The 25221-nt window shown below is 66.9% G+C and carries 7 protein-coding genes; 2 read left to right on the top strand and 5 right to left on the bottom strand.

All coding sequences use genetic code 11. The features are described from left to right. Positions 1-118: 118 nt before the first annotated feature. The 5 genes from AC3ERS_RS21035 to AC3ERS_RS21015 all read right to left on the bottom strand — a co-directional run bounded on the left by AC3ERS_RS21035 (position 119) and on the right by AC3ERS_RS21015 (position 5457). Complete coding sequence (locus AC3ERS_RS21035; protein ID WP_431969754.1) at positions 119-853, bottom strand: HD domain-containing protein; 735 nt, start codon at positions 851-853, stop codon at positions 119-121. A 64-nt stretch (positions 854-917) separates the two neighbouring features. Then, positions 918-1865: a GlxA family transcriptional regulator gene (locus AC3ERS_RS21030; RefSeq protein ID WP_431969753.1), complete on the bottom strand. Its 948-nt coding sequence runs from the start codon at positions 1863-1865 to the stop codon at positions 918-920. Between the two features lie 86 nt (positions 1866-1951). Beyond that, complete coding sequence (locus AC3ERS_RS21025) at positions 1952-3502, bottom strand: dolichyl-phosphate-mannose--protein mannosyltransferase (protein ID WP_431969752.1); 1551 nt, start codon at positions 3500-3502, stop codon at positions 1952-1954. Positions 3503-3511: 9 nt separating this feature from the next. Beyond that, entirely contained in the window at positions 3512-4174 is a 663-nt protein-coding gene (gene yczE, locus AC3ERS_RS21020) for a membrane protein YczE (protein WP_431969751.1), read from the bottom strand. A gap of 59 nt (positions 4175-4233) precedes the next feature. Further along, positions 4234-5457: a cytochrome P450 gene (locus AC3ERS_RS21015; RefSeq protein WP_431969750.1), complete on the bottom strand. Its 1224-nt coding sequence runs from the start codon at positions 5455-5457 to the stop codon at positions 4234-4236. Positions 5458-5845: 388 nt separating this feature from the next. On the opposite strand from AC3ERS_RS21015, the gene AC3ERS_RS21010 reads away from it, so the two are divergent. Then, positions 5846-7480 (top strand): GMC oxidoreductase, encoded by a 1635-nt coding sequence (locus tag AC3ERS_RS21010; RefSeq protein WP_431969749.1) that lies wholly within the window; start codon positions 5846-5848, stop codon positions 7478-7480. Positions 7481-7879: 399 nt separating this feature from the next. Beyond that, positions 7880-25150, top strand: coding sequence for an amino acid adenylation domain-containing protein (locus tag AC3ERS_RS21005; RefSeq protein ID WP_431969748.1), 17271 nt, complete (start codon positions 7880-7882; stop codon positions 25148-25150). Positions 25151-25221: the final 71 nt, after the last annotated feature.

Here is a 25221-nt window from a genome sequence, read left to right as displayed (position 1 = left end):
CTCCCGTCGGCGGACCTCCCACCGGCGGGCCACCCAGGTCGCGGCCGAACCGTTGAGCGACCGTCCTCGGTGCCGCCCGCTCAACCGCTACGGTGAAAAACCTTCACGACATCGGAAATCAATCCCCCCAACCGCTCGTGGCCAGGATCGCGTCCCAGGTCAGGTAGGGCAGGTCGGGGTGCCGTTGCCGGAGGATGTCGCCGGGCAGCGAGCCGGGCGGGGCCTTGAGCGGATTCGCCAGCGCCTGCGTTTCGACGGAGTCGGCGAGGGCCCGGCTGCCGCCCAGCCTGGGGTAGCGCGCGTGCACCAGGTCGGCGTAGCCGGGCGGCAGGTCGGCCGGGCTGCCACCGATGTCGATGCCGATGCCCTGCACCGCGATCCAGATCTCCGGCCTGCGCCTGCGGCGGTAGACGGGCGAATCGCTGAGACCCGAGGTGTGCGCGGCGATCGCATCCCAGACGATGTCCACCCGGTCGTCGGTGACGCCGTTGTCCTCCAGGAAGCGGGCGGCGTAGTCCGCGCCGTCGACCTCGAAACGCTGGTCGCCGTTGGCGATGTCGCCGAGGCCGATGTCGTGCAGCGCGCAGATCAGATACATCAGCTCCTCGTCGTAGCCGGACCCGGGCGCCAAGCCCTGCGCGGCCGCGACCGCGCGGCTGAACAGGTAGCCGCGCACGCTGTGATTACGCAGGTGCGGCGCGAGCGCCCGGTCGATCAGTTCGGTGGCGCGGCTCGCCAGCGGCGTGGACGGCAGGGCGAGCGAATCCGCCTGCGCGGCCACCTGATCGGCGGACCAGGCGAGCGCGGCACCGGCCAGACCGGCGCCGAGGGCGGTGCGACGTGATATGGACATGGGTCTCCCCTCGTTCGGTGAAAAGCACCGCGACGCCGCGGGATACGGCGCGCGGAACGGGAATTCAGCGCGCCGCGGCGCGGAATCTGTTGCGGTAGTCGGTCGGCGTGACGCCGAGCCGTTTCAGGAAGGTGCGGCGCATGGTTTCCTCGGAGCCGAGCCCGCTGCGCCGTGCGACGGTCGCCACGCCCTCGTCGCCCGCCTCCAGCAGGCGCTGGGCCGCCTCGATCCGTGCCCGCTCGACGTACTGCGCCGGGGTCACCCCGATCTCCTTGCGGAACAACCTGGTCAGGTGGCGTTCGCTCACCGCGGCGCGTGCCGCGAGCGCGGCCAGGCTGTGGTCGGCGGCCGGGTCGGCGACGACCGAGTCGATCGCCGCGCGCAGTCCGCCTGCGCGCGGCGTCGCGGTGCCGGTGTGCAGGCTGAACTGCGACTGCCCGCCCGGGCGGCGCAGGAACACCACCAGGTGTTTGGCGATCGACCGCGCCGCCTCCGGCCCGTGATCCTCCTCGACCAGCGCGAGCGCCATGTCGATGCCCGCGCTCACGCCCGCCGAGGTGATGATCTCCCCGTCACGCACGTAGATGGCGTCCGGCTGCACGGCGATGCGCGGAAATCGTTGCGCCAGTTCGGTACACGCCAGCCAATGGGTGGTTGCCCTACGTCCGTCCAACAAGCCGGCCTCGGTCAGCACAAAAGCACCGGTGCAGACCGACGCGACGCGACGCGCGTCCGCCGCCGCCGCGGCGACGGCGCGCACCAGCTCCGGCGGAAGCGATTCGCCCACCGCGTATCCCGGCACGAGCAGGGTGTCGGCGCGGGCGGCGAGGTCATCGATGGCGCCCTCCACACCGAGCGGCGCGCCGACGTCGGTGCGAACCGGTGCGCCGTCCGGTGAGGCGAATCGGATGCGATGACCCGCCCAGTGCAGGACCTGCACCGGCCCGGCGACGTCGAGCAACAGCACGCCCTCCGCGATCGCCACCACCACATCGCCACGATCCGATTCCATGAGCCCAGTCTGGGCGGGCGCGGTCATGTCCTCGAGGACACGCAACCCTCGGATCCGGCCACGTCGTCAGCACGGCCGGGCGGCGCCTATCGCCAACTCGGAAGCCACAATTGCCGATTCCAGGTATCCATCGAAATCGGCGTCGCCGTGAGAATCGGCCATATCCAGGCGAAGTCGGCGATCACGATTCCGAGGTACAGGCAGACGATCAGCAATCGCAAACGCCCGCGCTCGGAGGAGGCCGATACGCGGCCCAGGATATCGCCGAGTCCGATCGCGAGCAGCATCACCAGGAACGGCGCCATCGCCGTGGCGTAGAAGAAGTACATCTGACGATCCAGGGACGCGAACCAGGGCAGCCACGCCGCCAGATAGCACATCAGCACGGTCGCGTACCGCCAGTCCCGATGGGCGACGGATCGCCAAGCGGCCCACAGTAGTACGGGGAATGCCAGCCACCAGACAGCGGGCGTGCCGATCAGCATGATGGCTTTCACGCACGGCGCGTCGCCACAGCCGGTCGCCGTACCGGGATCGGGAAAGTAGTACAGCATCGGACGCAGCCCCATCGGCCAAGTCCACGGCTTCGACTCCCACGGATGGTGATTACCCGCCGAATTCGTCAGGTGCGTATGGAATTCGAGAACTGCGCCGCTGTTGTACCACAGCGACCGCAGCGCGTCGGGCACGAAGGAAAAGAATCCCCCGGCGCCGACGTGATTTCCGACCGCATATCTGTTGATACCGGTCTCGCTGGCGAACCAGCCGCCGTACGAGGCGAGGTAGAGACCCAACGGAATGACGATCAGCGCGTACATCGACGGGACCAGATCGCGAACGAGCGTACCGACCCACGGCCGGACCACACCGTACGAGCGCCGAGCGACCGCGGTGAACGCCAGCGACATCAGAAAGAAGGCGGCCAAGAAGTAGATTCCCGACCACTTCGTCCCGCAGGCGAGTCCCAGGAATACGCCCGCGCCGAACCGCCACCATCGCACGCCCAACCTCGGCCCGTACGGTGTCGACAGCGTGCGTCCGGCGAGATCGGCATAGGCCGTTCTCGCGCGGATCTCATCGCGATCCACGACGAGACAGCCGAATGCGGCGGTGGCGAACAAAGCCATGAAGATGTCCAGCATTCCGATGCGGGATTGAACGAAAGTCACGCCCTCGGCCACCATCAGAATGCCCGCGATCGCGCCGACCGCGGTCGAACGCGTCAGCCTCCGCGCGATGCGAATCACGATCAGCACCAACACGGTTCCGGCTACTGCGGCGGAAAACCGCCAACCCCAGGCGTTGTAGCCGAAGAGCGATTCGCCGAGCGCGATCGCCATCTTCCCGACCGGCGGATGGACGATGACGGAAAACCCCGGATTGTCATCGATCCACATCCCGTTGGTCAGCATCTCCCAGCCCTGAGATGCGTAGTACTTCTCGTCGAATACCGGATGTCCGCCGTCGGTCGGATAATTCAGATTGGTGAAGCGGGTGACCGCCGCGAGTGCGGTGAGAAAAGCGGTGACAAGCCATCCGCGAAGACGATCTTCGGGTCCGAAATCCGCGATCGGCCGCAGTGGGCGCGGGCTGGTAAGGGCAGAAGGTACTGGCCGTGGCTCGGTCAGCTGGATCATGCGTCGATACTAGAGGCGCTCCCTGGACAATTCCGCTGAGACAGGCTCGGCCGCGGCGGTTTTCGGCACGGATCGGTGCACGGCGTGGAATCCCGGGAGCCGGCGGTCGACGGCGGGGATCATGAGTTGAATCAGCGGACCGATGCCGAACGCGTAGACGAGGGTGCCGATGCCGACGCTGCCGCCCAGCAGCCAGCCGGTGACCAGCACCGTCACCTCGATGGCGGTGCGGATCAGCCGGACGGACCAGCCCGTGCGCCGGACCAGGCCAGTCATCAGTCCATCGCGCGGCCCCGGACCCATGCCCGCGCCGATGTAGAGCACGGTGGCCGCCGCATTGAGCGCCACGGCCGCGAGCATCGCGGCGACGCGCACCGGCAGCGACTCCCCCGTCGGCAGCAGCCACAGTCCGGTGTCCACCGACAACCCGATCACCACGATATTGCTGATCGTGCCGAGGCCGGGCCGCTGCCGCAACGGAATCCACGCGAGCAGCACCACCGCGCCGGTCACCGCGGTGACGGCGCCGAAGCTGAGCGGCACGTGCTCGGCCACGCCCTGGTGGAACACATCCCACGGGTCGAGTCCGAGCCCGGCGCGCACCATGACCGCCATGGAGAACCCGTACAACCACAATCCGCTGTAGAGCGCGACCAACCGCCGGAGAAGCATTGGCCCAGCATGACCGCCACTGGCATCGAGAGACAGATCCAGTAGCCGATAACTGGCTGTCAGTTGGCGGAGAGTGTGGCGGGCATGGAGCGGTAGCTGTTCAGGTTCACCAGGCCACGCGGGATCGGCGGACCGTCCAGACGCAGATCCGGGTACCGCTCGAAGAGGGCTCGCAGCCCGATGGCGCCTTCCAATCGGGCGAGGTGGGCTCCCAGGCAGCTGTGCACCCCGCTGCTGAACGAGAGATGTTCCGCGGCGTTGGCCCTGGTCACATCGAATCGTTCGGGATCGGGGAAGACGGTGGGGTCCTTGTTGGCGCCCTGCAGCAAAAGCAGGATCAGGGAACCGGATTCGACGTGCTGATCGGCGATATCGACGTCGCAACTCGCGAGGCGGCCCGTTATCCGTATGGGTCCGTCGTAGCGCAGGATTTCCTCGACCGCACCCGGCCACAGCTCCGGCTGCGCCTTCAGCATTTCCAGCTGGTCCGGATGGCGTGTCAGCAGGGCGATTCCGTTGCCGAGCATGTTCACCGTCGTCAAGAATCCGGCGTCGAGCAGCAGGGCCGCGTTGGCCACCTGCTCGCGGCGGGTGAGCTCGCCACCTGTCACCAGCATGCTGAGCACATCGTCGCCCGGTTCGGCGGCGAGCCCGGCGATGTGCTGGTCGAAATACCGCTGCCCCTCGGCCAAGTCTTCGATGGCGCGGCGGAAAGCGGCCCAGGTCAGGCCTCGGTCGAGCAGCGGCGCACCGGTGTCTCCCCACCTCAGCAGGGTCGAGTGCATGTCGGCGGGCAACCCGAGAATCTCGGCGATGATCGAGATCGGCAACGGCTCGGAGAAGTCGCTGATCAGATCAGGTCGCGGCGTCGATTTCAGGCGTTCGAGCAGATCATCGGTCACTTCGACAATCCGCTCCTCGAGTTTGGCTATCGCCTTCGGAGCGAATGCCTGCCCGACCAGGCGGCGGTACTTGGTGTGCTCCGGCGGATCGGTCACCAGCATCGAAGGCGGTTCCGCGAGGTTGGGAAGCCCCAGATCCGTCTTGGTCAGTACCCATCGCATCAGCTTCGGCAGGGCTCGATTGTTGGGTGTGAACGTGCCGAAGCGACGGTCCCGCAGGATGAGCCTGCACAGTTCGTGGTCCGCGGTCACGTGCACCTGCTGCGCTATCGTGGGCATCCGGCCCCGCTGCCGGATCTCCTCTACGGAGCGCGGCGCGCCGCGCTCGCGATCCGGACCGACCACGATCTGCGCGAAGGGATCGCCCCGACGTGCCGACACCAAAAGATAGGTCCGTGCCAGGCGATGGAGGAACAGCCACCGTATCCACGCGCGCGCTAACATTTGTCACCTCCCACGCTGGATCTCCCCATGGTAAAGCGCCGCCGCACACACGGTTGGCAAATTCTCGGCTAGCCGCCGTCGGCGACGTCGCCGACCGGGGCCGGAAGGCATTGCTCATGGTCGTCACGGTGGTCGATCGCACCGACTCCGGCGCTGCGGTCCTGCCACGCAGGTAGCGTGGTAGAGCGGACTACGCCTTGATCAGCAAGCTCCGAGGACACACATCGCAATGATCATCGCCATGTCCCGGCCCGCCCGCGCGTAACCGAGTTTCCCAACACAAACCAAGAGGTACGGGGATGTGATGGAGCGACCTTCAGATCACATGAGGGCCACGACGGACCGGCGCGGCTTCGTCAAAGGCGTCGGCCTGGCCGCCGCGCTGCTGGGTCTTGCGGGTGGAAGCACGCTCGCTTCTCCCGCGTGGGCCGACAGCCCGAATTCGTTGATGTACCGCGTACTGGTGCCGGAGATCTTCGCGCCGCTGCCGGATCCGGCCGACCATGTGCCTGCGATCGTCATCGGCTCGGGGTTCGGGGCATCCATCGCCGCACTGCGCCTGGCACAGTCCGGGACCGAGGTCGCGGTGCTCGAGCGCGGGTCGCGCTGGCCGAATGATCCGTGGCGCTACATCTTCGCCGTCGACACCATCCCGGATGGCCGTGGCTTCTGGCATCGCACCACGTTCACCGGAGTGACCAGGGCCACCATGTCGTTCGATCTGTTCGGCGGGGTCCTCGACGTTTCCAACTACCCGGGCATCGACGTGTGGCGCGGTGCGTGCGTGGGCGGTGGCTCAGTGGTGTTCACCGGAGTGATGCTCGAGCCCGAGCAGCGGTTCTTCGATCATGTGTTCGGCGGTGTGGTCGACTACCACGAGATGCATGACGTCTACTACCCCAGAGTCCGAGATATGTTGCGGCCGAGCCCGATACCGGACGACATCTATCACTCCGTCGCGTTCGCGCACGCGCGGGCCTGGGACGATCAGGTCCGCGCGGCCGGCTATATGCCGCAGCGTATCGACGGCATGTGGAATTGGAACATCATCCGCGACGAGCTGGCCGGGCGATCGAAGCCGTCGGCAACGGTCGGCTGTTCGAACCTCGGCAATTCCAACGGCGCGAAGTTCGATCTGAACCAGAACTACCTGCGCTATGCCGAGGACACCGGCCGCGCCCGGATCTATCCGGGCCACCGTGTGGACGCCATCGCCAAGGAACCCGGACCGTCGGGTCGCTATATCGTTGCCTTGACCAAACTCGCACCCACCGGTGAGGTGCTCCGAACCCGGACGCTGACCTGCGACATGTTGTTCCTCGGTGCGGGCTCGATCGGCACCTCCGAGCTGTTGGTGCGCGCGCGGGAGACCGGCGCGCTGCCGAACCTGAACGAACACATCGGCGAAGGCTGGGGCAGCAACGGCGATGTCGGCTTGGCGCGACCGCTCACCTCACTCGACGTGGGCACGCAGGGCGCACCGTCCGCGAGCCGGATTCTGGACGAGGCGGGCAGACCTGTGTCGCTGGAGAACTGGTTCATCCCCGGCGCGACGCCTTTCGACATCACCACCCTCGGATCGCTGGGCATCGTGCTCGACGACACCCGCGGCCGGTTCGTCTACAACCCGGCCAATGGCAGGGTGGACCTGCAATGGCCTGACGACGGCGCGGCCGGCTACCTCGCGCGAGCGCTGGAAGTCAACGACAAGGTGGCGTGCCACTGCCCGCCCATCGCCCTACCGGTCATAGGCGGGGACGCCTCGTTCACCTCACACCCGTTGGGCGGCGCTGTGATCGGACGCGCGACAGACGGGTACGGTCGGGTACGCGGTTATCGAGGCCTGTACGTGATGGACGGGGCGGCCGTGCCCGGCAGCACCGGAACAGTGAACCCCGCGTTGACGATCAGCGCGCTGGCCGAGCGCAATATCGAACAGATCATCAGTTCTGGGGAGTAGGCCGAGACACACGCTTCGGCATCTTTTCTCCGAAAACGGACAAAAAAGACGCAAGATCGGGCGAAGCGCGTTGGACCTGCACTTATTACATGTCCAAATATGGCCGCGTCATCGATCCCGCCGGGCCCGATGCTCGATCGCGAGCAAGCAGAGGCAATTCGCAATCGGGCACCGAAGTAATTGCATCGAGGTGTCGAGCCATCGCGAATGATTCATTAGTCGAGCCGATCGCTATACGCACCCGATGCGCCTCGACGATCTACGTGGAGGAATCACGGAGCGCCGTCTATCACTTTCGTAAATATTGACGTTATTACGCGACGCGGATCGTGGGTCAGGGGGTATACGCATACCAATCAGTCGGCTTATACTGGGCGCGGTCGGGTCTGGAGGCAAGTGATGACCGTTCCGCGACCGCAGTTCCTGCCCGACCAGGGATCGGGTGGGGACGCCGAGCCAAACGTGTCGGTCACTCAGCCGGTGCCGCTGTCCGCGGGGCAGCGGGGGCTGTGGCTGGCGCAGCAATTGAGCCCGGATGTGCCGATATGTGAGGCACAGTATCTCGAGTTCCATGGGGATCTGGATCTCGACTTACTTCGCAAGGTTTCGATTCAAGCAGGCCACGAATGCCAATCGGGGTATATGCGGCTGCTAGAGATCGACGGTGAGCCGTATCAGTTGTTCGACCCGTCGCTGGATTCGACGGGGCCGCTCATCGATATGCGTGGTGAACCGGACCCCATGACGGCGGCCTTGCAGTGGATGCACCGGCAGTACACCTCGCCTATGGATATGACCCGAGACCGGTTGCTGACATGGGTGATGTTGCAGGTCGGGGATCGGCATTTCCTGTGGTACCTCAAGGGCCACCACGTCGCAGGGGACGGCTACGCCGCGATGACGGTAATGAACCGGGTCGCGGCGCTGTACACAGCGGCGGTGCAGGGCCGGACAGCGGAGCCGAACCGGGCGGCAGACCTGCGCACCCTCTACGAGGCCGATCGCAGTTACCGGGAGTCCAAGCGATTCACCAGCGACCAAGCATATTGGCTGGACAGGCTCGCCGACGTCGAGGACGAGTCCAGCCTGGCCGACGGATACGCACCCGCACGCGCGGACAGTGTCGTGGCAAAAGCCGAACTGCCCACCGAGACGGTAGGGCGGATCGATCATTCCGCGGAGGCGTTGGAGGCGAGCCCGGCCGCGGTGGTGATCGCCGCATTCGGAAGCTATCTGGCCCGTATGACCGGCCGGGACAAGGTCCTGGTCAATATCCCCGTATCGGGTCGTACCACGGCGGTGCTGCGACGGTCCGCTGGAGTCTTCGTCAACGTTGTGCCGCTTCCGATTACGCTCGGTACGGGCGACACGATCGCGACGCTGGTGCGACGCGTGCAGTCCGACCTGATCGGCGCGTTGCGGCACCAGCGGTGCGGCCTCACCGACATTCGCGCCGCCGCGGGACACAACGGGCAGCGGCGTTTCGCGGGCCCGGTGGTGAATGTCATGTTCTTCCCCCAGGAGCTCCGGCTCGGGTCGATGACCGCGGAATTCCATATCCTCAGCTCCGGGCCGGTCGAAGATTTGCTGGTCGACCTGTACCAGGCCGGAGACCCGCCGCAAACGATCCTCCACTTCATGGCCAATCCCAACCTCTACACCGGCCCCGAATTGTCGGCGCATTACACCAGATTCGTGCAGTTCCTCGATGCGTTCGCCGCCGCCGCACCGGACACCGATCTCGGGCAGGTCCACCCCGACAGTGCCCGCCACGGCGCGGAGGCACGGCGCCGCCGCGAGAACCTGGCGTTCTGGCAAGCCACGCTCGCGGACCTTCCTGAGGAGCTCCCTCTGCCGGTTGACAGGCCGCGGCCGACGGTGCTGTCGAATCGGGGTGCCACCCTCGGCTACACGGTGGGTGCCGAGTTGGTTCGGGCATTGGAAAGGTTTGCACGGCAACGTGGTTCGCCACTGTTCATGGTGATTCATGGTGCGTTGGCAGTCCTGCTCGCCCGCTTGAGCGGTTCGACCGACATTCCGATCGGCACGCGGGTCGCCGTACGCCGTGCGTCCGAACTCGACGACGTGGTCGATATGTTCGTCAACACCCTGGTGTTGCGGACCGAGGTCGATCTCGACGAGTCGTTCACCGACCTGCTCGGCCGAATCAGGCAGATCGATCTGGATGCCTTCGGACACGCCGACGTGCCGTTCGAGCAATTGGTGGACCAACTCGCTCCCCACCGGTCCCAGTCCCGGCACCCGATGTTCCAGGTGATGCTGGCTTTCCAGAATCCGGACCGGGTGGCGCCGGAGTTGCCCGCTCTGGATGCGTCGGTGGTCGACCTGCCCGACGAGGTGTCTCGTTTCGACCTACAGATCGTGATGTCGGACGATCATGACAGTGGCGGCATGGCGGTAGCGGTCACCTATGCCACCGATGTGTTCGATGCCGCGACGATCGATTCTTTCGCACACCGGTGGATCCGGATACTCGAGTCGATAGCTACCGATCCCACCGTTGCGGCTGGGGGCATCGAGGTGCTCGAGCCTGCTGAGCGAGCCGATCTGCTGTCACGCTCTGGTGCACCCACGGCGGCGCCCACTACTTTGGCTGACTTGTTGACCGCGGCAGCCGCAAGGGATCCCCACGCCACGGCGATCGTTTTCGAGGGGCAGCAGCTGAGCTATCGGGAAATGGACGAGCGTTCGAATCGGTTGGCCCGGCTGCTGATTCAGCGAGGTGTCGGCCCGGAAGATGTCGTCGCGATCGGCATCCCGCGCTCTCCGGATTCGGTTCTCGCGGTATGGGCGGTCGCCAAGTCGGGTGCTGCGTTCCTTCCGATCGACCCGACCTATCCCGCCGAACGCATCACCCACATGGTGACCGATTCCAAGGCGGCGATCGGTCTGACGGTGGCATCCGCGCGAACGCAATTACCCGATGACATCGACTGGTTGATACTCGAGGACCTCGACGAGGCCGAGACCCGCCCCGTCACCGACGGTGACCGGGTACGCCCGCTGCGTGTCGATGACGTCGCCTATGTCATCTACACCTCCGGATCGACCGGACTACCCAAAGGCGTCGCGGTCACCCACCGCGGCCTCGGCAACTGCGCCATCGTGCACCGCGATGCCATGGGCATCGAATCCGATTCTCGTATAGTGCATTTGGCTTCGCCGAGCTTCGATGTGTCGGTACTGGAATTGCTGTTGGCGTTGTGCGCGGGTGCGATCATGGTCATCGCGCCCAGCGATGTCTACGGCGGCGACGAACTCGGCGAACTGCTCGACCGCGAGCATGTCAGTCATGTCCTGATCCCGCCGACGACGTTGTCCACGATCGACCGCACCCGTTGGCCGCTACCGGATTTGAGATACCTGCTGGTCGGCGGCGAGGGCTACGGCACCGAGTTGGTCGAGCGATGGAGCGACGACGGCCGGAACATATTCAACGAATACGGGCCTACCGAGGCCACCATTGCCGTGACGCTGACTTCCCCATTGGTGGCGGGTGAGTTGGTCACGATCGGTGGCCCGATTCGCGGTGTCTCGCAATGGGTGCTGGATCCGCGGCTGCAACCGGTGCCCGTTGGCGTGGCGGGTGAGTTGTATGTCGCGGGTGGTCTGCTGGCCCGCGGATATCATCGCCGGACAGCTTTGACGGCCGAGCGTTTCGTAGCGTGTCCTTGGGCGCCCGGCGAGCGGATGTATCGCACGGGGGACGTGGTCCGGTGGACAGCCGATGGAGCGATCCAGCATCTCGGCCGGTCGGATTTCCAGGTGAAGATTCGTGGGCTGCGTATCGAACTCGGCGAGATCGATGCGACTCTCGCCACCCATGAGAGCGTCGGTTTCGCCGTGACCATCGGCCACCGCAACGATTCCGGGACCGAGTCGCTGGCTTCGTATGTTGTTGCCGCGTCCGGTGGTTCGATCGATACCACGATCCTGACCGAGTACCTGGCCGACCGGTTGCCGTCCTATATGGTCCCGTCCGCGATCATGGTGCTGGAGCGGATCCCCTTGACGCCGGTGGGCAAAGTGGACCGCAAGGCGCTACCGGATCCGGTATTCACCGACTACCAGGTGTTCCGAGCACCCCGGACAGCACTCGAACGCACGATCGCCAGATCATTCGCCGAGGTTTTGAAAATCGATACCGTCGGCCTCGACGATTCGTTCTTCGCCCTCGGCGGGGACAGCGTGGTCGCGATCCGGGTTGCCGCGCGACTCGGGGCCGCGCTGGATACCGAAATTCCGGTGCGGCTGTTGTTCGAGGCGCCCACGGTAGCGGCACTCGCTACCCGCATAGAACAGCATTCCGGCACGAGGCGACAACGCCCACCGCTCATCGCCGGGCCGCGCCCGGATCTCGTGCCCTTGGCACCTGCCCAACAACGGATGTGGTTCTTCAACCAGTACGACACCAGCTCGGGGACATACAACGTGCCGATCGCCATTCGGTTGCGTGGCGAGTTGAATGTCGACGCCCTGCGATCGGCCATGGTCGACGTGCTGCGCAGGCACGAATCTTTGCGGACGCGGTACCCGGACCACGACGGAATGCTGATCCAGCTCATCGAACCCGCCGACCAGATAGACCCCGAGCTGGCCCTGGTATCGGTTCCGCCGAGCCAATTGGACGCAGCGGTAACCGAATTCGTCACCGAGGGCTTCGATGTGAGCACCCGGGCGCCGGTCCGCGCCCGATTGTTCCGCGCTGCCGGTAGCGAGGACCCCGAATACCTGCTGGCCGTCGTGGTGCACCACATCGCCGCGGACGGTTTCTCGATGACACCACTGGCCCGCGACGTGACGACCGCGTACACCACGCGGGTCCGCGGAGAAGTCCCTTCGTGGACACCGCTGCCGATCCAGTACGCGGATTACGCACTGTGGCAACGAGCTACCCTCGGCTCGCCCGACGATCCGGAATCGCTGGGCGCCCAGCAGATCCGGTACTGGACCGAAGCCCTGGACGGAGTTGCCGAAGAACTTCGTTTGCCGACCGACAGGCCACGGCCGGTGGTGGCGTCCAATCGGGGTGCCACCATCGACTACACCTTGGATGCCGAGTTGGTGCGTGCGTTGGAAAGCTTTGCGCGGCAACGTAGTTCGTCGCTGTTCATGGTGATCCACGGCGCGCTGGCGGTCCTGCTCGCCCGGCTGAGCGGTACCACCGATATTCCGATCGGCACACCGATCGCCGGACGAGGCGCGGCCGAACTCGACGATGTGATTGGCATGTTCGTCAACACCCTGGTGTTGCGGACCGAGGTCGATCTCGACGAGTCGTTCACCGACCTGCTCGGCCGAATCAGGCAGATCGATCTGGATGCCTTCGGACACGCCGACGTGCCGTTCGAGCAACTGGTGGACCAACTCGCTCCCCACCGGTCCCAGTCCCGGCACCCGATGTTCCAGGTGATGCTGGCATTCCAGAACCTGGAACAGGTGAAGCTCGAACTGCCCGGTCTCGAGGTATCGGTGGTCGACCTCCCCAACGAAGTGTCTCGTTTCGACCTGCAGGTCGTACTGTCGGACAACCACAACGGTGGCGAGATGGCGGTAGCGGTCACCTACGCCACGGATCTGTTCGACGCCGCGACGATCGACTCTCTCGCACACCGGTGGATCCGGGTACTGGAGTCGGTGGCCACCGATCCCACGGTCCCGGTCGGGATGATCGAGGTGCTCGAGCCCGCCGAACGTGCTGATCTGTTGTCGCGCTCCGGTGCGCCCGCAGCGACGCCCGCCACACTGGCCGACCTGTTGACCGCGGCAGCCGCACGGGATCCCCACGCCACGGCGATCGTTTTCGAGGGGCAGCAGCTGAGCTATCGAGAGCTGAACGAGCGTTCGAATCGGTTGGCTCGGACACTGATTCAGCGAGGTGTCGGCCCGGAAGATGTCGTCGCGATCGGCATGCCACGCTCCCCCGATTCCATACTCGCGGTATGGGCCGTCGCAAAGTCGGGCGCTGCTTTCCTGCCGATCGACCCGACCAATCCCGTCGAACGCATCACCCACATGGTGACCGATTCCAAGGCGGCGATCGGTCTGACGGTGGCATCCGCGCGAACGCAATTACCCGACGACATCGACTGGTTGACACCGGAGGACCTGCCCGAGGCCGAAAACCGCCCCGTCACCGATAGCGACCGGGTACGCCCGCTGCGTATCGACGACATCGCCTACGTCCTCTACACCTCCGGATCGACCGGACTACCCAAAGGCGTCGCGGTCACCCACCGCGGACTCCGCAACTGCGCCACCGTGCACCGGCATGGCATGCGAATCGCATCGGGTTCTCGCGTTCTGCATCTGGCTTCGCCGAGCTTCGATGTGGCGGTACTGGAATTACTGGACGCGGTGTACTGGGTCGCGACCATGGTCATCGCGCCCAGCGATGTCTACGGCGGCGACGAACTCGCCGAACTACTCGAGCGCGAGCACGTCAGTCACGTCCTGATCACACCTTCGGCGTTGTCCACTATCGACCACACCCGTTGGCCGCTACCGGATTTGAGAAACCTACTGGTCGGCGGCGAGGACTGCGGCAGCAAGTTGGTCGAGCGATGGAGCGACTACGGCCGGAGCATGGTCAACGAATACGGGCCTACCGAGACCACTATCGCCGCGACGCTGACCTCCCCATTGACGGCAGGCGAACCGGTCACCATCGGTACCCCGATTCGCGGTGCCTCCGCGTGGGTGCTCGATCAACGACTACAACCCGTAGCAGTCGGCGTGACAGGCGAATTGTATATCGCGGGCGCCTTGCTGGCCCGCGGATACCACCGCCGGGCGGGGCTGACCGCCGCGCGTTTCATAGCATGCCCATGGGCGCCCGGCGAACGCATGTACCGCACCGGAGACTTGGTCCGATGGACGGCCCACGGAGCGATCGAACATCTCGGCCGGTCGGATTTCCAGGTCAAGATTCGTGGTCTGCGCATCGAGCTCGGGGAGATCGATGCGTCGCTCGCCGCCCATGAAACCGTCGATTTCGCCGCAACGATCGGTCACCGCAGCGATTCCGGGACCCAGTCGCTGGTTTCGTATGTTGTTGCCGCGCCTGGTAACTCGATCGATACCACGATCATGACCGAGTACCTCACCGGCCGGTTGCCGTCCTATATGGTCCCGTCCTCGATCATGGTGCTGGAGCGGATTCCCTTGACACCCGCGGGCAAGCTGGATCGCAAGGCGCTGCCGGATCCGGTATTCACCGGCAACAAGGCGTTCCGAGCACCCGAGACACCGCTCGAACGCACGATCGCCGAATCGTTCTCCGGTGTACTGGGTATCGACACGGTCGGCCTCGATGATTCGTTCTTCGCCCTCGGCGGCGACAGCATCATGTCGATCCAGCTGGTCACCCGGGCCAGGGCGGCGGGTGTGGTGTTCTCCGCGCGCGACGTGTTCGAGCGCAAAACGGTTGCCGGGCTGGCCCAGATCGCCGTCCGCGACAGCACCGCGGCGACCTCCCTTCCGAAAGAACTGCCCGGCGGGGGTGTCGGGCCGATACCGCTGACGCCGATCATGCGACGGCTGATCGAACGCGCGGAGTCGGGGTTCGGCCGCTTCTCGCAGGCAGTGGTGCTGGCTCCGCCTGCGGGGATCGACCAGCAGAGGCTGGCGGCCACGGTGCAGGCGGTACTCGATCGGCACGACATGCTGCGCGCGCGGCTGCGCCGGGGCGCCGAGGGGAGCTGGACGTGGGAGGTGCTGCCGGTCGGGAAGATTCGCGCCGACGACGTCGTCCACCGGGTCGCGATGGAGGGGAAGCCGGGCAGCGTCGAGTTCCGTGCGTCGGCGGCGGCGGAATTGGATGCCGCCGCAGACCGGCTCGATCCGGGCGCCGGGATCGTGATGCAGGTGGTCTGGTTCGATCCGGTCGACGCGGCAGAACCGGGCAGAGTGCTTGTGCTGGTGCATCATTCGGCGATCGACAGCGCGTCCTGGCGGGTGCTGGTTGTGGACTTCGCGGGCGCATGGGCGCGGATCGAGTCCGGCGAGCCACCCGATCCGGCCCCGGTCGGGACATCGATGCGCAGGTGGGCGCACGGGTTGGTCGAGGCAGCCCAGCGCCCGGAGCGGGCCGCCGAGCTCGACTTGTGGCAGGCGATGGCAACCGGGGACGATCCGGTGATCGGGTCCCGGCCCCTCGACCCCGCGATCGATGTTGCTGCCACGGCCCGCACGGTCGAGGTCGACGTGCCCCCCGAGGTGACCGAGGCGCTGTTGACAGACGTGCCCGCGGCATTCCACGGCAATGTGGGCGACGGGCTGCTGGCCGCGCTGGCGGTAGCGGTGACGAAGTGGCGGCGCGAGCGTCGAACGGAAGCCTTCGGCGGCCCGCTCGCGGACGTGGTGATCGGTCTCGAAGGGCACGGCCGTGCGGAAGGTACCGTCCCGGGCTCGGATCTCACCCGGACGGTCGGCTGGTTCTCCACGAGTTTTCCGATGCGCCTGGATCTGTCGGGCATCGATCTCGACGACGCGTGCACCGGTGGGCCGGCTGTGGAGGCAGCGGTCAAGTCCGTCAAGGAACAGCTGCGCGCTGTCCCGGACCACGGAATCGGCTACGGCTTGTTGCGGTATCTCAACGAGGACACCGGACCGATACTCGGGACGCTGCCGACGCCGCAGATCGCGTTCGACTACGTCTCCACGAAGATTCCCGAAGGAACGCAGTCGGCCGGATGGATGCGGGTGGGCGACGACCTCGCGGGTGCCGAACTCGCCGGTGTGCAGAATCCGGATATGCCGGTGTCGGCGGTGCTCGACATCACGGCCTTCACCCTCGACGATGCGGGCAGGCCGCGGTTGCGGGCGATCTGGTCGTATCCCGCCGGGGTACTCACCGTCGACGAGGTGCGCGAGGTGGCGGAGTCGTGGCGCCGGGTCTTGACCACGTTGGCGAGACATGTCCATCGCGCCGGTGCCGGGGGACGGACGCCATCGGATCTGGATCTGGTCAGGCTCGGGCAGCCCGAGATCGAGCGACTCGAAGACAGCTATCCGGCGTTGAGCGACGTCTGGCCATTGACTCCGTTGCAGGAGGGGTTGCTGTTCCATGCGCTGGTGTCCGAGGAGTCGATGGACGCCTACCTGGTGCAGTTGGTCCTCGAGCTGCGTGGGCGGGTCGACCCGGAGCGGCTGCGCCGAGCCGGGCAGGTGCTGCTCGACCGGCATGCGAATCTGCGCACCGCATTCGTCACCGACACCGCCGCCGGACCGGTGCAGGTGGTCAACGAAAACGTCGAGGTCCCCTGGTCGGAGCTCGACCTGTCCGGGCTGGAGGACGGTGCACGGAATCGCGAGTGGGATCGACTGATGGCCGCGGACCGGGCGGCCCGGTTCGACCCGGCTCGCGCCCCGCTGCTCCGCTGGATGCTGGTCACCACGGGGCCCGAGCACTACCGGCTGGTGCTGACCAATCATCACCTGCTGCTCGACGGCTGGTCGACGCCACTGCTCCTGAAGGAGTTCCTGATCCTCTATGCCACCGACGGCGACGCCGCGATCCTGCCCCGCATACGTCCCTACCGGGACTTCCTGGCGGAGATCGTCAAGCGGGACCCGGCCGCGTCGCTCGACGCCTGGGCCCGCGCGTTCGACGGCGCCGACGGGCCGACCCTGGTGGCTCCGGCCGATCCCGGCCGCCCCTACACCGAATCACGTGAGGTACACGGCGAACTGACCGAGGAACAGACCGCGTCGCTGGCAGGCATGGCGCGGGCCCGTGGCGTCACCCTCAACACTGTGATCCAGATGGCATGGGCGATCGTGTTGGGCGCGTTCACATCCCGGGAGGATGTGACGTTCGGCGCCACGGTGTCCGGACGGCCTCCACAGATCGCGGGCATCGAGTCGATGATCGGGCTGTTCATCAACACACTGCCGGTGCGCGTCCGTCTCGATCCCGCCGAGAGCTTGGGGCAGCTGCTCGACCGAATCCAGGCGGAGCAGGCCGGGCTGCTCGATCACCACTACGTGGGTCTGACCGACATCGAGCGGGTGGCCGGGCCCGCGGCGGTATTCGACACGATCACGGTGTTCGAGTCCTTCCCGATCGATCGCGGCGGGCTGACCGCGGACACCGATATCGCCGGCATGCGGCTGCTCGACGTGACCGGCACCGACGGCGCGCACTATCCACTGGGAGTGGTCGCGCGGGTCGACACGCAACTGCACGTCGAAATCAAGTATCTGCCCGAACTCTTCGACCAGGACACGATGGATGCGACCCTGCGGAGGGTCCTGCGCGTCATCGGCGTCATTGCCGCCGACCCGGATCTGCCGCTGGCGCGACTGGATCTGCTCTCCCCGGCGGAACACCGGGAGTTGACGCCGGTTTCGGGCGACCCGGCGGTGCCGGAGCAGGTGTTGCCAGAGTTGTTGGCGGCGGCGGTGGAGAGGGATCCGGGGGCGGTCGCGGTGGTATGCGGGGATCGGTGGTGGACGTACGGCGAGCTGGATGCGGAGTCGAATCGGTTGGCCCGATTGTTGATCGGTCGGGGTGTGGGGCCGGAAGCGAGTGTCGCGGTGGGATTGCCGCGGTCGATCGATTCGGTGCTGGCGGTGTGGGCGGTGGCCAAGTCGGGGGCAGCGTTCGTGCCGGTGGACCCGCAGTACCCAGCCAGTCGGATCGAGCACATGCTCACCGATTCGGGTGTGGCGGTAGGAATCACACGGTCGGAGTGGCGAGACCGGCTGCCTGGGCCGGTGCCGTGGTTGATCCTGGACGAGTCGGCTGTCGAAGCGGAGGCCGCCGGGTTGCCGGCGGTGCCGGTGACCGATGCGGAGCGAACATCGCCGGTCCGGGTCGACAGTGCGGCGTACGTGATCTACACGTCCGGCTCGACAGGTGTGCCGAAGGGTGTGGTGGTGTCGCATCGAGGGCTGGCGAATCTGGTGGCCGAACAATGTTCGCGGTTGAACATCGGGCCGAGCGCGCGGGTGCTGCATTTCGCGTCTCCCAGTTTCGATGCGGCGGTCTTCGAACACATGTGGGCGCTCGCGACGGGTGGGCGGCTGGTGATTGTGCCCCCGACCGTCTACGGCGGGGGCGAGCTGGCGCAGATCCTGTTGCGCACGAAGGTGACCCATGCCGCGCTGACGCCCACGGCCTTGGGGACGGTCGATCCCGACGGGCTCGAGGACCTCGGGACCGTCGTGGTCGGTGGCGAGGCGCCCTCACCCAAACTGGTGTCGCGGTGGGCACCGGGCCGGAGATTCTTCAACGCCTACGGTCCAGCGGAGGCCACGATCATGACCGATGCGGGTGCGCCGATGGTGGCAGGTGAGGCGGTGACGATCGGCGGCCCGACCCGCGGGGTCGGTCAGGTCGTGCTCGACGCATGGTTGCGGCCGGTGCCGGTCGGGGTCGTGGGAGAGTTGTATCTGGCGGGCCCGGGTCTGGCTCGCGGTTACCGCAACGGGTTGGGTCTGACGGCGTCGCGGTTCGTCGCCGATCCGTTCGCAGGTCCGGGGCAGCGCATGTATCGGACCGGTGACCTGATGCGGTGGCTGCGGCTGCCGGACGGGACTCTGGCGCTCGACTACGTGGGCCGGTCGGATTTCCAGGTCAAGGTTCGTGGTTTCCGCATCGAGCTCGGCGAGGTCGAATCGGCTCTGGTGGCCTGCCCGGGTGTGGCCCGTGCAGTGGCGACCGTGCACCGGGACCCCGCTACTGGCGCCCGGTTGATCGGGTATGTGGTGCCCGAGCACGGCTCCGATCTCGACGCGCCCGCGGTCCTCGCGTTCGCCGCGGAGCGGTTGGCCTCGCACATGGTGCCCGCGACCGTGATGGTGCTCGACGCGCTGCCTGCGACGGCGAACGGCAAGCTCGACCGCGACGCTCTGCCCGAGCCGGACTTCACCACGGGCCGAGCCGAATTCCGGGCACCGGCCACCGAAGTGGAGACGACGCTGGCGGAACTGTTCGCCGAGGTATTGGGTATCGACACGGTCGGCGCCGACGATTCGTTCTTCGCCCTTGGCGGCGACAGCATCATGTCGATCCAGTTGGTGACGCGAGCCAGGTCGGCGGGTGTGGTGTTCTCCGCGCGCGAGGTGTTCGAGCGTAAGACGGTTGCCGGGCTGGCCGAGATCGCCGTTCTCGACGACAGCGCCGCGGCGACTTCCCTTCCGGCGGAACTGCCCGGCGGGGGTGTGGGACCGGTACCGGTGACGCCGATCATGTGGTGGATGATCGAGCGCGGCGGCTTCGACCGCTTCTGCCAGTGGGTGATGCTCACTCTGCCAACCGGTATCGACGCCACCGGAATCGGTGCCACCGTCCAGGCGGTGATCGATCACCACGACATGCTGCGAGCTCGACTACAGCCGGAACCCGCGCACACCTCGGGGTGGACGCTACGGGTGCAACCGACCGCGATGCCCGCCGCCGGGCTGGTCCGGCGCGTGCCGGTGGATGTGGCACCGGACAGCAGCGCCTTCGCGGCGCTCGCCGACGCCGAGGCGAACGCGGCGGCCGAACGCCTCGACCCCGCAGCCGGAGTCGTGCTGCAGCTGGTCTGGTTCGACTGGGCCGGACAGCCGGGACGGCTGCTCGTCGTCGCGCACCACCTGGTGATCGACGGCGTGTCGTGGCGGATCCTCATCCCCGATTTCGCCGCGGCGTGGGCCCAGCTGAGTGCCGGGCAACGGCCACGGCTCGCGCCCGTCGGCACCTCGATGCGACGCTGGGCGCATGCTCTGCACACCGCGGCCGGGAGCCTCGACGAACTCGACTGGTGGCGGTCCACTCTCGCCGCCGACGATCCGCCGATCGCCCGCCCGATCGACCCGGTCGTGGACGTGCAAGCTACCGTCGCCACCGTCGAGGTGGCGCTCCCTACCGCGGTGACCCGCGCCGTACTCACCACCCTGCCCCGGGCGTTCCACGGCAACGTGGACGACGCCCTGGTGGCCGGGCTCGCGCTGGCGCTGACTCGATGGCGGCGCCGCCACGGCGACACCGTCACCGAGACGCTGCTCACCCTCGAAAGCCACGGCCGCCACGACACGGTGCTCCCCGGCGCCGACCTCACCCGCACCATCGGATGGTTCACCACCACCTACCCCGTCCGGCTCGACCTGTCGGACATCGACATCGACGACGCCTTCGCCGCCGGGGGTGCCGCCGCAGCGGTCGTCAAGTCGGTCAAGGAACAGCTCCGGCAGGTCCCCAACCACGGGATCGGCTATGGGCTGCTGCGCCACCTCAACACCGATACCACCCGCATCCTGCGTGAACTGCCCACCCCCCAGGTGAGTTTCAACTATCTCGGTCGGCTCGACACCACTCCCGCAGTGGTGCGCGACATCGGGTGGATGCCCGTCGGCGACGGCCCCGAGGGCGGCAGCGTCCAGAATCCCGACGCACCAGTCGCAGCCCTGCTGGGCATCAACGCGGTCACCATCGATACATCGGACGGGCCTACCCTGACCGCCGCCTGGGAGTATCCGACCGGCCTGCTCACCTCCTCCGAGGTCACCGACCTCGCGGGACTGTGGCGCGACGCGGTGACCGCTCTGGCCGCACACGCGTCCCGCCCCGGCGCAGGCGGGCTCACCCCCTCCGACGTCGACCTCGTCGACCTCGACCAAGGCGCGATCGACCGGCTCGAGACCGGACGTCCGACACTGGACGACATCTGGCCACTCACGCCGCTGCAGTCAGGGTTGATGTTCCACGCCCAGCTCGCCGACGGCACCCTCGACGCCTACATGGTGCAACTCTGTCTGGAACTCGGCGGGCGCGTCGACACGGACCGGCTGCGCCGCGCCGCGCAGGCTCTCATCGGACGGCACCCGAACCTGCGGACCGCGTTCGTGCGCGACGGCGCACGCGAAGCGGTCCAGGTGGTACACCAGCACATCGACGTGCCGTTCACCGAGATCGACCTGGCCGGGCGCGACGACACGGAAGCTGCGCTCGAACAGCTCATGGACACCGACCGCCGCGCATGCTTCGACGTGACCGCGGCGCCGCTGCTGCGACTCACCCTGATCAACACCGGGCCCCGGCAGTATCGGCTGCTGTTGAGCATGCATCACATCCTGATAGACGGCTGGTCCACGCCACTGCTGATCCGGGAACTGCTGACCCTCTACGCCGGCGACAGCGACCCCACGGTGTTGCCCCCGGTGCGTCCCTACCGCGACTACCTGAGGTGGCTGAACACCCAGGACCGGGACGCGGCGGAAGCCGCGTGGGCGCGGACATTCGAGGGCACGACCGAGCCGACTCTGCTGGCGCCCGCGGACCGCGGCCGCCGCCCCACCATCGCCGCGCGCGAAGTCCAGGTGCAGCTGAGCCAGCAGCGCACCGCGGCCCTCGTCGCGGTGGCCCATCGACACGAGGCCACCCTCAACACCCTCATCGAAGCCGCCTGGGCGATCGTGCTCGCTACCTCGACCGCCCGCGAGGACGTGGTCTTCGGCACCACCGTCTCCGGGCGTCCGGCGCAGATCTCCGGCATCGAATCGATGATCGGGCTGTTCGTCAATACCGTGCCCGTCCGGATCCGGCTCGATCATCGCGAAACCCTGGCCCAGCTACTCCGGCGAATCCAAACCGAACAAGCCTCGCTGCTCGACCATCACCACCTCGGGCTCGCCCAGATCCAGCGCGTGGCCGGTCCCGGCGCGATGTTCGACACCGTGACCGTCCTCGAGTCCTACCCGGTCGACCGGGCCGGGCTGTCCGAAGACACCGACATCGCGGGCATGCATGTCCTCGACGTGCACGGACGCGACGCCGCGCACTATCCGCTCGGCCTGGTCGTCCACCAGGACGCCCGAGTGCACCTGACCTTCAAATACCTGCCGGAACTGTTCACACAACACCAGATCGACGCCATCGCCGACCGAATGCTGCGAGTGCTCGGCACCATCGCCGAACACATCGACCTCCCGCTGACCCAGCTGCAGCTGCTGTCGCCGGTCGAACGAGCCACGCTGGTGCCCGTTCGCGGCCGGCCCGGCGCGGTGATGTCGGTATTGCCGCAGGTGTTGACGGCCGCAATGACTCCGGACACGGAAGCGGTGGTCTGCGACGGCGTAAGACTGTCCTACCGCGAACTCGATGAGACCTCGAATCGGTGGGCGCGGGTACTGATCGAGACAGGAATAGGACCGGAATCGTTGGTAGCCATAGCGTTACCGCGCTCCATCGACGCCGTGATCGCCGTCTGGGCGGTCGCCAAATCCGGTGGCGCGTTCGTCCAGATCGACCCCACCCATCCCCGGGACCGGATCGCCAGCATGCTCACCGATTCCGGTGCCGCCGTAGGGCTCACACTCGGGATCCACCGAGACCAGCTGCCGGACACCACCGGATGGCTCGCCCTCGACGACCCTTCCTTCGCCGCGAAGACAGCGTCGGCGTCTCCCGCCGCGATCACCGACCACGACCGCACGACCACGCTACGGCCACACCACCCGGCCTACCTGATGTACACCTCGGGCTCCACCGGGATTCCCAAAGGTGTCGTGGTCACCCACAGCGGGATAGCGGACCTTGCCGCCGAAACACGGGAACGGTTCGGCCTCACCCCGGCCGCACGAGTGCTGGGCGCCGCTGCACTGACCTTCGACGTCTCGGTCCTCGAATTGCTCAGCGCCGCAGCCGCAGGCGCCACACTGGTCCTCGCACCCGCAGCGGTAGTCGCGGGCACCGAACTGGCCGAGGTGATCGAAGCCGGAAACGTCACCCATGCCGCCTTCACCCCGACAGTGCTCGCATCGCTGCCCCCCAATGAACTCGACACCCTCGGCACCCTGATGGTCGGCGGCGAGATATGCCCACCGGATCTGGCAGAACAGTGGATACCGGGCCGGACGGTGATCAGCTCCTACGGGGCTACCGAATCCACCGTCATGAGCTGCGCCGGCGCACCATGGACCACCAACGGTCCGATAACAATCGGCGGCCCGACCCGCGGATTCACCGCCGTCGTACTCGACCGCAGACTACGCCCCGTCCCACCCGGAGTAGTCGGCGAACTGTACGTGTCCGGACCGGGCCTCGCCCGCGGCTACCACAAGCAATTCGCAACCACAGCATCCCGATTCGTCCCCGACCCCTATGGGCCGCCCGGGACACGGATGTACCGCACCGGCGACCTGGTCACCTGGACCGCCGACCGAACGCTGCAATACCAGGGCCGCAGCGACCTCCAACTCAAGATCCACGGCCACCGCATCGAACGCGGCGACATCGAAGCCGCGCTACGCAGCCACCCCGACATCACCCACGCCGCCGTCACGATCCACACCCAACCCAACGGCACCGACCAACTCACCGGCTACGTCGTACCCACCCCGGACACCGCATCCGACACCCTCGCACTGACCACCTACCTCGCGACCCGGCTACCCACCCACATGATCCCGACCACGATCCTCACCCTCGACCGGATCCCCCTCACCTCCACCGGCAAACTCGACTACAAAGCCCTGCCGGCACCCGACCGGCGACACTCCCGATTCCGGCCGCCGTCCACCCCGCTCGAGGCCACGGTCTGCGACGCCTTCACCCGGACTCTCGACATCGAACCAGTCGGCGTCGACGATGGCTTCTTCGCCCTCGGCGGCAACTCGCTGGCCGCCACCCAACTGGTGGCGCGGCTGGAGGAATCGACCGGTGCCACGGTGCCGATTCAGTGGGTATTCACCGACCCGACACCGCAATTGCTGGCCCGCCGCGTCGACACCCGCCTGCGCGGCCTCGACGAACAGGATCCCCGCGACGCACTGTCGGTCCTGCTCCCGCTGCGTGCCGCCGGCGCCGACCCACCACTGTTCTGCGTCCACCCGGCCATCGGATTGGCCTGGGGTTTCAGCGGACTCGTGCAACACCTCGACCCCGACCGTCCCGTCCAAGGACTGCAATCCCCGACGCTGACCGACCCCACCGCGCGGTTCGATACGCTGGACCAACTCGCCGCCCGCTACGTACGGGAGATCCGGTCCGTCCAGCCGCACGGCCCTTACCACTTGCTCGGCTACTCGCTCGGCGGCACCATCGCCCACGCGATCGCCGTCCAGCTCCGCCGCGACGGTGACCATGTCGCGACCCTGGCCATGATGGACACCCGAGTCGTCACCGACCGCAGCGTCAGCACTCCCACACCCACCACCGTGGACTTGCTGACCGAGTTCGGCGGCCTCGCTGCTTCCGAGCTCCCCGCCGACCTCACCTTCGAGGTCGCGGCCGAGTTGCTGCACCGGCAGGGCGGCCTCTTCACCGCCCTGACCCCCGAGCATCTCGTGACCTTGCACCGCGACTACACCCGGCTCGTCGACCTCACCCGGAACCACCGGCCGGCATCCTTCGACGGTGACCTGATCTACTTCAGCTCCATCGCGGACCACAGAGACGACGGCCCCCCTCCGGCTCTCGCATGGAACAACCACATCACCGGCCGTATCACCGAACACCGCATTCCGGCCCGGCACGAACGGATGACCGACCCGGACGCACTCCGCGCAATCGGACTCGTCCTCACCGAGCACTTCCGGTCCACCGATACCCCCACGCCGCAGGCCCTCGCCCCGGCGAGGACAAGCCGATCGTGGTCCGGACACGCTCCGCGGCGGACCGCCCATTCCGACGCTCCCGCCGATCACCGGACAGGCGACTGACCGGAGTCCATGCAAATCCATTGCCCTCGATCTGCGCAGCCGCCTCGCCGAGCCGATAGCCGTCGAGTTGC

The organism is Nocardia sp. bgisy134 (assembly GCF_057708325.1).
This window is presented reverse-complemented; position numbering and strand designations above follow the sequence as displayed.

Coding starts and splice junctions, on each gene's coding strand:
- AC3ERS_RS21030 (WP_431969753.1), bottom strand. CDS start 1,865: ATGGAATCGGATCGTGGCGATGTGGTGGTGGCGATCGCGGAGGGCGTG.
- AC3ERS_RS21010 (WP_431969749.1), top strand. CDS start 5,846: ATGAGGGCCACGACGGACCGGCGCGGCTTCGTCAAAGGCGTCGGCCTG.
- yczE (WP_431969751.1), bottom strand. CDS start 4,174: ATGCTTCTCCGGCGGTTGGTCGCGCTCTACAGCGGATTGTGGTTGTAC.
- AC3ERS_RS21035 (WP_431969754.1), bottom strand. CDS start 853: ATGTCCATATCACGTCGCACCGCCCTCGGCGCCGGTCTGGCCGGTGCC.
- AC3ERS_RS21005 (WP_431969748.1), top strand. CDS start 7,880: ATGACCGTTCCGCGACCGCAGTTCCTGCCCGACCAGGGATCGGGTGGG.
- AC3ERS_RS21025 (WP_431969752.1), bottom strand. CDS start 3,502: ATGATCCAGCTGACCGAGCCACGGCCAGTACCTTCTGCCCTTACCAGC.